This window comes from Micromonospora sp. NPDC048930 (assembly GCF_043197935.1).
Taxonomy (GTDB): Bacteria; Actinomycetota; Actinomycetes; order Mycobacteriales; family Micromonosporaceae; genus Micromonospora.
This window is the reverse complement of the sequence record NZ_JBICUB010000031.1, coordinates 30,183-41,969: the sequence shown is the minus strand read 5'-3', so window position 1 is coordinate 41,969 and position 11,787 is coordinate 30,183. Positions and strand designations below refer to the sequence as shown.

The 11,787-nt window shown below is 69.2% G+C and carries 10 protein-coding genes; 5 read left to right on the top strand and 5 right to left on the bottom strand.

Annotated features, from left to right (window positions below; translation table 11 throughout):
* Positions 1–537: 537 nt before the first annotated feature.
* Entirely contained in the window at positions 538–1,272 is a 735-nt protein-coding gene (locus ACGFI9_RS36885; RefSeq protein WP_393185677.1) for a hypothetical protein, read from the bottom strand.
* 158 nt (positions 1,273–1,430) lie between these two features.
* Here ACGFI9_RS36885 and ACGFI9_RS36880 point away from each other — a divergent pair, with 158 nt between their 5' ends.
* The 4 genes from ACGFI9_RS36880 to ACGFI9_RS36865 all read left to right on the top strand — a co-directional run bounded on the left by ACGFI9_RS36880 (position 1,431) and on the right by ACGFI9_RS36865 (position 5,246).
* Positions 1,431–1,670 (top strand): hypothetical protein, encoded by a 240-nt coding sequence (locus ACGFI9_RS36880; RefSeq protein ID WP_393185675.1) that lies wholly within the window; start codon positions 1,431–1,433, stop codon positions 1,668–1,670.
* Positions 1,671–1,726: 56 nt separating this feature from the next.
* Positions 1,727–2,971 (top strand): IS256 family transposase, encoded by a 1,245-nt coding sequence (locus ACGFI9_RS36875; RefSeq protein WP_393185673.1) that lies wholly within the window; start codon positions 1,727–1,729, stop codon positions 2,969–2,971.
* Positions 2,972–2,990: 19 nt separating this feature from the next.
* Entirely contained in the window at positions 2,991–3,401 is a 411-nt protein-coding gene (locus tag ACGFI9_RS36870) for a hypothetical protein (RefSeq protein ID WP_393185671.1), read from the top strand.
* A gap of 180 nt (positions 3,402–3,581) precedes the next feature.
* Positions 3,582–5,246, top strand: a complete 1,665-nt coding sequence (locus ACGFI9_RS36865) for a DUF885 domain-containing protein (RefSeq protein WP_393185669.1) — start codon at positions 3,582–3,584, stop codon at positions 5,244–5,246.
* A 345-nt stretch (positions 5,247–5,591) separates the two neighbouring features.
* Here ACGFI9_RS36865 and ACGFI9_RS36860 read toward each other — a convergent pair whose 3' ends face one another.
* Both ACGFI9_RS36860 and ACGFI9_RS36855 read right to left on the bottom strand, forming a co-directional pair.
* Complete coding sequence (locus tag ACGFI9_RS36860) at positions 5,592–6,416, bottom strand: MarR family winged helix-turn-helix transcriptional regulator (protein WP_393185667.1); 825 nt, start codon at positions 6,414–6,416, stop codon at positions 5,592–5,594.
* Between the two features lie 184 nt (positions 6,417–6,600).
* Positions 6,601–7,866 carry a hypothetical protein gene (locus tag ACGFI9_RS36855; RefSeq protein ID WP_393185665.1) on the bottom strand — a complete coding sequence of 422 codons (1,266 nt, stop codon included), beginning with the start codon at positions 7,864–7,866 and terminating at the stop codon, positions 6,601–6,603.
* 835 nt (positions 7,867–8,701) lie between these two features.
* Between ACGFI9_RS36855 and ACGFI9_RS36850 the strand changes: the two genes are divergently transcribed.
* Entirely contained in the window at positions 8,702–9,208 is a 507-nt protein-coding gene (locus ACGFI9_RS36850) for a hypothetical protein (RefSeq protein WP_393185663.1), read from the top strand.
* Between the two features lie 698 nt (positions 9,209–9,906).
* On the opposite strand, the gene ACGFI9_RS36845 is transcribed toward ACGFI9_RS36850, so the two are convergent.
* Complete coding sequence (locus ACGFI9_RS36845) at positions 9,907–10,095, bottom strand: hypothetical protein (RefSeq protein ID WP_350681215.1); 189 nt, start codon at positions 10,093–10,095, stop codon at positions 9,907–9,909.
* A gap of 255 nt (positions 10,096–10,350) precedes the next feature.
* Complete coding sequence (locus ACGFI9_RS36840) at positions 10,351–11,187, bottom strand: DUF5994 family protein (protein ID WP_393185661.1); 837 nt, start codon at positions 11,185–11,187, stop codon at positions 10,351–10,353.
* Positions 11,188–11,787 lie beyond the last annotated feature (600 nt).

Below are 11,787 nucleotides of genomic sequence, written 5' to 3'. Positions count from 1 at the left end.
CATGGCGAGGTCGAGGGGTGCCTCGCAGCGGGTGTCCGGCAGGTAGGCGGCGTAGTCCTCCGCCACGGTGTCGTAGGCCCGTTGCACCCCGCGGAAGTCGAGCGGATCCGGTGGAGAGGAGATCACCGGGAGGATTATGCCCGCAGGAAGGTCTCGGCCCGGCCCGTCACCGTCCTGTTTGCCGCAAGTCGGGCGGGTCCGACGGCACGACCGGATCTGCCGATGCGAGTGCGCTTGCGTCAGCCTGGCCGTGTGCCGTGTGCCGTGTGCCGTGTGCCGTGTGCCGTGTGCCGGGGGAGGGGGCGCTTCCACGTCTCGTCCAAATTGCCGCCACACGAAGGCGATCAACTCGGCGTCAAACGGAGAGTCACCAACCGAGTCTCGATATCGCCTGGAAAGACGGGCAGCCGCTGCGTCGACCACGAACGTTTGCCGGTTTGGTTCCTGCCGCCCCTCGATCGAGGGCGAAACCCGTTATTGGCGTTGCGCGGCAAGCCTGTTGAGGCGGCAGGCGTTGGCACAACGCAGCCACCGGGACTATCCGATGCGGATCACCAACACTTCGTTCTCGTCCAACGCCGCGATGAGCTCGCGCAGCAGGATGAGCCCGTCATCGATGGCCTGCCGGATTTCCTCGAAGCCACCGTCGCCGACACTGTCGAAGTACCGTTCGGCCGCCGCACGGTCCAGCCGTGCCGGGTCCAACGCGGTCAGGTGACGCTTGTCGGCTGAGGTAATCAGGTATGTCAGGCCGTCCCCCGCATTCAGGGCCTCCGTCTCGGCACGGTATTCGGCCGCCCCAAGCTGAGTGCCCGTGTCCTCGAGAAGGAGCATCAGGTGCATCAGCACGTACCCGGACCAGTCGTACCACCCGAGTACGCCAAGGTCGTTCTCCTCGAGGTATTCGAATACGGGCGACGGCATAATCAACGGGGTTGGATTCCTACAGCCGATTCGGCTCCAGAACTTCCCGATCGCGGGCCAGCGATGGGTCGCGGCTGGGGTCATTACCGGCTTGGCTTTCGCGGCCCGTGCGAGCCCGGGTACGGCGGACCGGTCCAGCAGATAGAACGACGCTACGGTAGACATGGCCGCCGCACCGCCGCGATGCCACCCTGGGCGATGACTCCGGCTATCCGCATAGCCCGGCATGCTGCCATAAAGCGACCGCGAACGTGGCACATGCTGCTGCGATCTTCCGGTGCGCAAAGTCGCCTGGTGCGTTAGCCAAGACCATTCACCGAGTCCGACGCCGCTGTAGTTGGTCTCCACTCACGCAACCGTCGTCCAAGGTCAGCCGCGCTGATCTGTAGCCGCGAGCGCTCCTCACCGAAGGTAACGTCGGCGCCGGTTGCCGGCGTCCGGACGTGCCGAGGACAGGACGTTGGGGCGGCCGACGGTAGACCGCTGCTTGCGGCATCATGGTCGCCGTGACTCCCTTCGAGGAACTCATCGCCACCTTGGAAGAGGCGGGGCTGTGGTCGGACATCGCTGAGGATCACAAGCTCGCCTTGCTGCAGGCCCTGTTCTCCGACGAAGACGTGATGTGGACCGCTGGGGGTGCGTGGCGAGCGGATGGTGAGGACCTTGCCGAAGGGGAGGTGGAGGCGTGGGTTGCGTCCGCTGGAGTGGTGTACGACTTGCCCGTGATGGGCGTGTTGCGTAGATAGGAGACGGCCATCGCGTGATCCTTCGAGACGACCAAGTCATGAAGGAGAGGAACGCGATGGCCGCATCTGAGAGTGTGAACCCTGTTGACCTGCTGCGCGAGCAGATCGAGGGTGCGTCGCCGGACGTGTTGCAGGCGATGGTGAAGACGTTCGCGCAGGCGTTGATGTCCGCCGAGGCGGACGCGATCTGCGGCGCCGCCTGGGGGCAGCGCAGCGACGAGCGGGTCAACTCCCGCAACGGCTACCGGCATCGGGAGTGGGACACCCGCGCCGGGACGATCGACCTGGCGATCCCGAAGCTGCGCCACGGCAGCTACTTTCCGGACTGGTTGCTGACCCACCGGCGGCGGGCCGAGCAGGCCCTGGTGTCGGTGGTGGCGACCTCCTACCTGCTCGGGGTGTCAACCCGGCGGGTGGAGAAGCTGGTCGAGCAGCTCGGGATCCGGCAGCTGTCCAAGTCGCAGGTCTCGGAGATGGCCGCTCACCTGGACGCGCAGGTCGAGGCGTTCCGCAACCGACCCCTCGATGCCGGGCACTACGCATTCGTGTGGATGGACGCGCTGACGATGAAGGTCCGCGAAGCCGGCCGCACGGTCAATGTCCACGCTCTGATCGCCGTCGGCGTCAACGCCGACGGCCAACGCGAAGTCCTCGGCCTCGACGTCGCTTCCGATGAAGATGGCGCCGGCTGGCTGGCCTTCCTGCGCAGCCTGACGGCCCGCGGCCTGTCCGGTGTCCGCCTGGTCATCTCCGACGCCCACGCCGGCCTCGTGGCCGCGATCGGCGCGGCCCTGCCCGGGGCCTCGTGGCAGCGGTGCAGGACCCATTACCTGCGGAACCTGCTGACGAAGGTGCCGAAGTCCGCGCAGCCGTGGATCGCCACCCTGGTGCGCACGGTCTTCGACCAGCCCGACGCCGATGCCGTCCGAGCCCAGTTCAACCGGGTCGTGGTGACCATCGAAGCCAAGTTCCCGGCCGCGGCCGAGCACCTCGATGCCGCCCGAGACGACCTCCTCGCGTTCACCGGCTTCCCGCGCGAGATCTGGCGCCAGATCTGGTCCAACAACCCGCAGGAGCGGCTGAACAAGGAGATCCGCCGCCGCACCGACGTCGTCGGGATCTTCCCGAACCGGCCGTCGATCATCCGCCTCGTCGGCGCAGTCCTCGCAGAGCAGACCGACGAATGGACCGAAGGCCGCCGCTACATGGGCCTGGAACTACTGGCCAAAGCCCGCCTGATCGCCGTCGACACCGACCACCACGACCCCGACAACACCGAACCGACCCCGATCGCCGCCTAACATCAAACCGGATCCCGCGATGGCTGTCTCCTACACCACCAGCGCGGACGCGACCGAGGCGTGGCTAGTCGGCATGGCGGCCGCACTCGATGACTGCGGCGTTGAACTGCATCTGGCTACGGTCACCGGGCCCTTCGACGAGGGCTCGGCCGGTCATTCCGTGGCGGTGAACCGGGCGGTCCTCTGTCTCTACAGGTTTGCCGCAGATGAGCCTAAGGTGCCCGCGACAGAGGATTCCTGGATGGACTGTTCCATCTACCCAGCCGCTGAAGTCAACCGACTCCTTGAGGTGGCCGGGAGTAGCCGTCGCTTGGCTTTGTTCTGGCCCGGGGGCAATGACGGGTTGTCACTGCTCGGCGAGGAAAGTGTTCTTCGGCGTGCCGGCGAGCAAGGCCTGACCTCGGGCTCCTGGGACTACGTCATCCCGTAGCCTCGCAATACGTGATCACCTAGCGGTGATCGACACTTCGGTTTCCCCGACGCACGGACATGCCGCGGAGTCGCGCGGTCATGCCGGTGAGCGGAAGCTGTCAGATGGTTCTGAACCGCTTGCGCCGATCGATGCAGGCTCGCACCACGGCAGCTAGGGCAGGGCCCTAGCGTTGCCTTCATGATCGAGGACTTCGCGGATCGGCTCCTGTGCGACATGGCCGGTCTCGATCCCTGCCTAGCGGTCGTCGAGGCTGGCGAGCAGGATGTCGGCGGGCTTACCGATTACGGCCCGGAGGGCCACCAGGCCCGCGCCGACCTTGCAGCCCGCGCCCTGCGCGAGCTGGAGACCTTGGGTGGCGCACTGCCGGCCGCGACCCCGCTGCACGCCCACCTCGCCGAACGGCTGCATACGCGTGTCGCCTTCCACGACGCCGGGGAGGACCTGCGCGAACTGCACGCGGCGGCCACGGGTCCGCTCCAGCTCATCCGCCAGGCTGTCGAGGCCGCGGTTCCCGGCCGCGGAGTCGAGGGCGCGGCCTTCGAGGAGGGCTGGGGTCGTGTCGGCGCGCGCCTGGCCGCGATCCCCGCGGCCCTGAACGGGTATGCCCGCAGCCTCTTACTCGCCGCAGAGCGCGGCCATTTGCCGGCGTGGCGTCAAGTGGGGCTCGTGACGCAGCGCTGCCGCAACTGGATCGACGACGATGTCGCCCTGGTGGATCGCTACGGCGAGGGGCGGCAGCGGGCGTCGTTGCAGGCTGCAGCGACGGGCGCGCGAGCGGCGTACCAGAAACTGGCCGAGATGCTGACCGCGGACCTGGCACCGCGGGCCGTTGAGGAGGAAGCGTTCGGCCAGCAGCGGTACGCACTCTGGGTGCGCACCTTCCTCGCGGCCGAGCCTGACCTGCGCGAGCTGTACGACTGGGGCTGGGACGAGTTTCGAGCGATAGAGGCAGAGCTGATCGCGGAAGCGAAGGCCCTGGGCGGCAGCGTGCCAGAGGTGCTCGCCTGGCTCGCCAGCCCCGACGCGCCCGGCACGCTGCACAGCAGGGAGGCGTTCGCCGCGTGGCTGCAGGAGCTGTTGGAGGCCGCCACCGACCGACTGGACGGCGTGTACTTCGACATCCCCGCCCCGCTGCGGCGCATCGAGTCGCGGTTGACCACGTCGTCCGGCATTGCCTACACCGGGCCGTCGCGGGACCTGACGCGGCCGGGCCGGGTCTGGTGGTCCCTCCCCGAGGACGCAGCGAGTTTCCCCACCTGGTACGCCTACAGCACCGCCTATCACGAGGGCGTTCCCGGCCACCACCTCCACCTCGGCTCCGAGGTCTGCCGGGGAGGCCTCGGGCAGCGGCTGAACCTGCTCGGCGGCCTCTCCGGCAGCCAGGAGGGCTGGGCACTGTACGCCGAGCGGTTCATGGACGAGCTCGGGCTCTATGAACAGCCGGGTGCTCGACTGGGGTATCTATATATGCAGCTCCTGCGGGCGGCCCGGGTTGTGCTCGACATCGGCCTGCACCTGCGACTGCCGATGCCAACCGGTGACGGAGCAGTGTGGACGCCGGATGCCGCCCTGGAGCTGCTGCGGGACCGCTGTCACCAGGGGCCGTACGCGTCCGCCGAACTCGGGCGTTACCTGGGCCGGCCAGGGCAGGCGCTGGCCTACAAGGTGGGTGAGCGCGTGTGGCTGGCAGGCCGCTCGTCCTTCCCCGGCGACCGGCGCGCATTCCATCGTCACGCGCTGGAGGTGGGTTCGCTGGGCCTGGATCAGTTGACGGCCGCCCTTCAGTGTGACCACGAACCACTTGTGCACCGCGATGAAACAAGCCAGGGACCGCGCTTGTAGCTGCACGTCCTCGACGTCCGACCAGTCTGAACAAAGGCCAGACTTAACAGCGCGTACGATCTTGGTATATCAACACGGTCATGGTCTATTACCACGTCCGGATCTGCCGCACCGCGTGCGCTCATGCCGATTACAGGGCACTTCTCTTACCCTTGTTTCTCAATTCGGCTATATACAATCCGCTCGTCGACTGCGCCACCGCCAAAATCGTCGGGATAGTGCCAGGCACCGGTGTACTAGTCGGTGCACTCATCTGGCCGCAGTGCGCTCGCTACCGGACAGCGCACGCGAGTGACCGCTGCGCAGCAACCGTCTGATCTCGTGGCCGTCGCCTGACGCGCCCGCTCAGTCGTCGACTTCCTGTGCCGCGGCGGCGATCGGCTCGAGCCCCGCGATCAGCTCGTCGAGCTCGTCCGCGGTGAGCACGTCATACGCCGGCGCCGCCAGCTCGTCGGTGAGGGCCTCGATCCGCTCCTTGGTCTCCCGGCCGGCGTCGGTGAACCCGCCGGCGGCGTCCACGAGGCCGCGGCGGCGCAACCCGTCGACGACACCGGCCAGCTGTGCCTTGGGCAGGTGGTGGGTCCGGCCGAACTCCTCCGCCCGCATGCCGAGGGAGAGGGCGAGCAGGACGTGGGCCTCGGTGCCGCCGATGCCGTGGGCGAGGAGGGCTGCGTTGTGGCCGTCCCCGCGGTGCTCCCGCAGCAGCGTCGCCGCGTGCCAGAGCCTGGCCACCGGCTCCTCGGGCACGTCGAGCGCCCGCAGCCCGGCGTACAGCGCGCGGCCCTCGGTCGGCGCGCTGACCGCTGCCCGGGTGGCCAGGCCGGCGGCCCGCACCAGACCGGGGGTGTCGGCGAGCTGCCCGATCCTCTGCCGCAGCGCTGCGGCGCTGCCCCGCTCGCGCACGGCGATCGCCTCCTGCGGGGTGGTCTTCCCCCACACCCACGGGATGTGGCGCGCCACCTCGCCGTCGGCGAAGTTGTAGAAGACCGCGTGCACCACCTCGGCTGGCACCAGGCCCAGCGGCGCGGCCCGGCCCGCGAAGTACCCGTCCCAGTAGTTGCGCATACCCAATGCCAGGAACGCCTCGTTCGGCACCTCGGAGAAGGTGACGGTGGCGATCGGCTCGACGAGCTCGAACATGCGGTGGATCTTGGCCAGTGGGTGCTGCATCGGTCGGCATCTCCTTTGGTCATGACCGCGCCCTCGTGGACGGCCGCTCACACTAGCTACGAACAACGCGGCCCGGATACGACAACTCCGGCCGACATCAATCCAGCCAAGATCAGCCTCACTCTCATGCCGCAGATAATGCGCGCGTCTGTGGTAGCCGGGCGGCCAGTGTGCAGCAGTGTTATCACGCCTGCGAACTGGGGGTGGAGCGGGACTCACGATCGGCGTCGCTGTCGCACCACCGGGTCATCGCCATCTGGTCGTCGGGCAGGTTGTAGGCGCTCAGCAGCATGCTGACCATTGCGCCGTCGTCCGAGATTCCGCTGCGTTGCAGCCCGGCGATGGCGGTGCGCTGATCGGCGCTCAGCTCGGTGAAGGCGGTGCCGTCTGGTACCGGGCCGTCGGGGAAGGCGGTGTCGAGGGCGGCACGCAGCAGCAGGTAGCGGTCGGTGTCGTCAGCTGGCGCGTTCAGCCGGTCGACGAGGATCTGCGCCCGGTCCGGGGCGACCGCGGCGTCGAGGTCGCGGATGGTGAGTGCGGCGAACGTCGCCATGTCACCGTGGAGGAACGGCCAGTACGGTACGGGACCGACGGCTCCGAACAGGCAGGCGTAGAGCTCCTCGATCAGCGGCCGGTCGGGGCGCGACACGAGACGGGCCAGCCCCAGCACCGCCGACCAGCGCTCTCCTCGGTTGTCGCTGCCGCGGCGGGCCGACAGCGCGTTGACGAGTTCAGGATCGTCAACGCTGCCGCACAGTCCCGCGGCCACGGAGGCGGTCGCTGCGACCATGGGCTGCGGTTCGGCGCCGATCAGGCGGGCCAGGGCCGGCGTGATCGACTTGCGCTCTTCGGGGAACCAGGCCAGCAGGTGGGCGGCGTGTAGCCGTACCGGGGTCTCGGTAGACGCCAGGGCCGCGAGGTACGCGGGCACCCCGGCCCGCACCGCTTCGTACGCCGCGATCTGCCACCGCGCGGCATCGCGGTCGCCCTCCACGTCGGAGAACTCGTTGCGGCGCGCTCGAGCCCGACGCTCGTGGTCAGTACTTCCCGCTGCCGCCCAGTCGGCCTGCTCCTGGTCCAACTGCGCTCGGGTGAGGTGGGCCCGGCGCTCTACTTCACGGCGCGCCTTCGCCACATCGGGGCGATCGATCAGCCAGGAACTCTCGTCCCCCACCGCGATGGCCGCCAGCACCTGACACGCGGCGAAGCGGTCCGGCGCCTTGGGATCAGCGACGATCTCGACCAGGAACGGCGCCGCGACTGCGCTCGCCTCGTACCTCGAGCCCTGGTGCACCAGCAGGTCCAACAGTCCCTGGTAGGCACTGCGGCGGGCCTCCCGGTCGCGCAAGCGCAGCCGCCCCAGCAGGTCGGGCACCTCCACCGCCGGCCCGTACGCGTGCTGCACCGCGCCCCAGTCGACCCCGTCCCATGATCTCTGTCGTCGCCACACCGGCAGCAGACTACGGCTTGTGCCCCTCGACCGTCCGCCCCATGGTCTGCGTGAGGGCCCGCACCTGATCGACAGGTGGCGCAGCAGCTCGGGGAAGGCGGAGGGCCAATCTTGTGCCGCCGACCCAGGCGACCTCGCCGTCCTCGATCTCCGGGTCAGGGTCGCGTCTAGGTCAGGAACGGTGCCGCCTTCTGTACTTGGTGGCGCGGAGCGGGGTCCCGGGCTCGTTGTACGACCACCATCTCGTTGCCGCCCGCAGTCGGCCGCGCAATCGACCACCCTGAACGGAGACCGAACGGCCGGACCTATCCTGCTCAACGCCGCGACGCCGGAATGACCGCCACTGCCCAACACGCCCCGGCAAGCGGGCCGCACGCGCCGCCGCCTGGGTGTCCCGTCGTCCAGGAAGGGGAAGCTGGTCGGCGGGACGGTGTCAGCACGCAGTTCCTGTCGTATGGCGCCACGCTGATTCCTCAGCTGTCGGGATCCCGGAGCTTTCGCCAGTAGCCGAATCCGATTCAGGCGCGCTGCCGACTCTGGCGCCATACCGATAACGGGATGACGTCTGTGCCGGATAGCTCTGCCAGATGCTTCGATGCTCCGTCCGGGCGGCGAGTCATCCGAAGTCCTGGTTGGCCAACACCCAGTCCGACCATCGGCAGCCTCTCCATAGTGTCCACTGGCTGCTGTAGTATTACCCTCGGACACCAGTCTTCGTGCGGGATCACGGGAGCTCACCACCGTGGTGGCTCCCGATGAGGGCGCCGCGTAGCATCCGTGTACACATCGAAGGTCAGGGCTCTCGGCGCCACGCGCTGAGGCCGCGCGAACGGCTGTGGCGGTCACCGTGACGGCCGCCCGGCAGCCGCCCCGCCGCTGGCTCGACGAGCAGCTGATCGGCGCGGTCATCCCCGCCCCGCTTCCTCGCCCGGCATCGCCCTCGGCTCCGATGCCGCAGTTGCCCGCAGCCCTTCCATCTGCGCGGGAACCGGTCGACGACATCGTCTTCGACGTGGCCCGCCCGGACGCCGACGGCCGGGTGGCCGCGCGGGCGTTGCTATGGGCGCTGGGCTGGCCGTCCGGTCACCGCCTCCATGTCGACGTCACCGGCCTTCTCCTGGTCACCGCGAGACCTGACGGGAGGCACGCCGTCGGCGTCCGCGGGGCACTACCGCTGCCGGTCGCGGCCCGGCAGCTGTGCGGCATCCACCCGCATCAGGTGGTGCTGCTGGCGGCGGTCCCGGCCCGCGATCTGCGCGTCGTGCACCCCTCGAACACCATCACGCGGCTGCTCGCGGACCTGCACGCCACCGTCCTCGAAGGCCCTTCTCATGCCGGCTGATCCGTCACGCATCGTCACCGCCCGGCAGATGCTCGCGCACCTCGGCCTCACCCCGGCTGACCTCGCCGCCGACCCTGACCTGTCGCGCCGCATGCCGACGCTTGCCGACTACATCCCGCGAGTCGCGGCCGCGGCCAGTCCGGGTACCCGCCGCACCTGTGGCGCCTACTGGAGCCGCATGGCCGCCGCGCTCGGCCATCTGCGGCTTGACGAGGTGACCGCCAGCGACATCGAAGCCCTCATGCGGCAGGTCATCGCCGCCGCCCCCACACCGATCGCCGCGGGCCGCCACCACCACCTACATCAAAGCCGACCTCCATGCCGTCGCCGAGGCCCTGGCCGCCATGACCGGCGAGCCACACCCGCTTGCGCCAACCACCGCGCAGACTCGCGCCCGATAAGGGGCGGGACCGCGTACCAACCGTCGCGGTGGTCGCGTCTGATGCCGAGCCCATGCCGACGTCGAATTGACACTGGACTTGGTAATTGTTCCGTGGCCAGCCGAGTTCCCTATTCTCGTTCGCGCGCACAGCGTTGTCGTGTACTCCCACCGAGAGTCGCCAGGCGGGCTCACCGGTCGCGCGAAATCCGCCCGGTTCTGCGGTCAGTATGGCGGCCAACTGGAGATCGATGCTTGCCGAGGAGTTCGGCGACGCGCGGTCCGGGGACCTGGCGGCTTTGACGTTTCACGGCCCGGCCTAGGGGCGAGCAACGATGGACAGTCGTAGGCCGGTCTCTGTTTCCTCGATGAGGACGCGTTCGCCGTGGCTGTGGTCTGGCAGCATCGCGTCGTACAGTTCTTCGTTGCTGATTTCCACAGTGCCACCGGCCCGGCCGATGAGGACGTTGAGTACGGCGCGCAGGTTGACGTCGCTGAGGTAGCGCATGGGGGTTGTCTCCGTAGGTATTGCTGCTCGGTTCGACATGAAGGCATTTCAGTCCTAGCGACCGGGATGACGTCGGCTCGTCATCCTGTATGCCAAAGGTCGTGACAGGCCGGGTCGTGCCGGTAGGAGCCGGTCAGGCTGGGCGAGGGTCGTCCCGCGCGACGAGTCTCTCGGCCCGGAGGCCGGTCACCTGTTCCCGCGGGCCGTAGTGGCGCGGGGGCGTCCGCCGGGCCACCGGTGCCAGCAGGGCCACTGTCACCGAGCTGTCGACTCGCCGAGTTCGGCGGGGTCGAGACGCAGGGTCGCGAGCAGCCCGGCGTGCTGGGTGGTGTCGACCTGCTCCGGCAGCTCCCGCTCGACCCAGTCGGCCCTGGTGTGCTGGCCGCGTCGACGCAGCGCGGAGACGATCGTGTTCCGGGCGATTGTCATGATCTGCTCCTCGGTGGCGATGGTGGGAAGATTGGCGGTCCTTCGCTGCCTCGGCGGAGGTGCTGTCGGCGCGGGCGCCGGTTCCGTTGGCGCAGGCTGTCCGGCGGGTCCAGCCTCGGCTATGCGGGAAGCGACCGCGGCAAGGTCGCCGGGGGCGGTGCGGAGACGGCCGCCACCCCCTCCCAGGTGTGCCTGCCCGGGCTGTCGGCCGTCGCCTCGGACATCGCGCGTGGCGACGGCGAGCAGCTGCGGAGCATGGACCGCGTTGCTGGCGGTGGCGGCGCGCGCCATCGCCGCCTCGGCCAGGTCGACCGGGGTATCCGGCGGGACGACCAGCAGGTCGACCCGATCGTCGTTGAGGCAGATGGCGGTCAGCAGGCTGGTGGGCTGACTGGTGAAGTAGCCCAACCGCAGGATCCTGCCGCCGATGGTCAGGCGGCGTGGATTGCCATCCCAGGTCTCGATGTGGAGAAGCAGCCGGACGATCGGCCCGTGCAGCAAATCGATGGCGAGGACGAGGCCGGGCAGCTCCGCGAGCGGATCTGTCGAGCGGGGCCACCAGCCGCCGTCGAGCAGCGTGCGCGCGGACCGGGTCGGTTCGATCCGCAGGCGCGGCGTCGATGGCGGCGATGGGGGAGCGAGGGCGCTGGTCGATGGCGTCATGTTGGATCCTTATCGCCGTGACCGCGGCGTAGCGGTGGGGCCGTGCGCGGAGTCGCGCCATCCGCCGGGCGGGTGCCGGTTCGTCCACCCGTCCGGCCGGGTCGTCGGTTGCCCCACTCAGTCGCGGCGCTGCAGCCGGGTGATGCGGGCGGTGCGGACCACCATGGCGACGATCGCGAGCGGCGCTGTGGCGCGGACGCCGATCCGGGTCGTGCCGGCGCGGGTCAACCGCACCACGCCCGGTGGGAGGGGGAGTGCTCCCCATACTCGGACGGCGGGAGGTCGTCGGGCCGCTGCGGATCGGGTGCTTCGGGTACGAACATGGCATCCCCTCGGGCGGAGCCGGCGTGGCGGGCACCTCAGGAATGGGATGTCGTCGATTCCGGGATAGCCCCAGCCTACACCTGTCCGGGCCGGTCAGATCCGTGACGCCGCAGTAGGGGGGCTCATCCCGAACGCTTCGTGGTCGGCGCCCGCCCGACGACGCGCAGCTGCGCGCGATGGCCGGGTTTCCCAGGCCCCGACACGGAGGTGACCGAGCCGGCCGCCCAACCACAACGCCGATCCGACGTCGTGTACGGCCCGGGCGACGGCGTGGTT

Excerpts from the sequence above, each read along its gene's own strand:
- ACGFI9_RS36860 (WP_393185667.1), bottom strand. The coding sequence starts at position 6,416 with ATGCAGCACCCACTGGCCAAGATCCACCGCATGTTCGAGCTCGTCGAG.
- ACGFI9_RS36840 (WP_393185661.1), bottom strand. The coding sequence starts at position 11,187 with ATGACGCCATCGACCAGCGCCCTCGCTCCCCCATCGCCGCCATCGACG.
- ACGFI9_RS36875 (WP_393185673.1), top strand. The coding sequence starts at position 1,727 with ATGGCCGCATCTGAGAGTGTGAACCCTGTTGACCTGCTGCGCGAGCAG.
- ACGFI9_RS36865 (WP_393185669.1), top strand. The coding sequence starts at position 3,582 with ATGATCGAGGACTTCGCGGATCGGCTCCTGTGCGACATGGCCGGTCTC.
- ACGFI9_RS36845 (WP_350681215.1), bottom strand. The coding sequence starts at position 10,095 with ATGCGCTACCTCAGCGACGTCAACCTGCGCGCCGTACTCAACGTCCTC.
- ACGFI9_RS36870 (WP_393185671.1), top strand. The coding sequence starts at position 2,991 with ATGGCTGTCTCCTACACCACCAGCGCGGACGCGACCGAGGCGTGGCTA.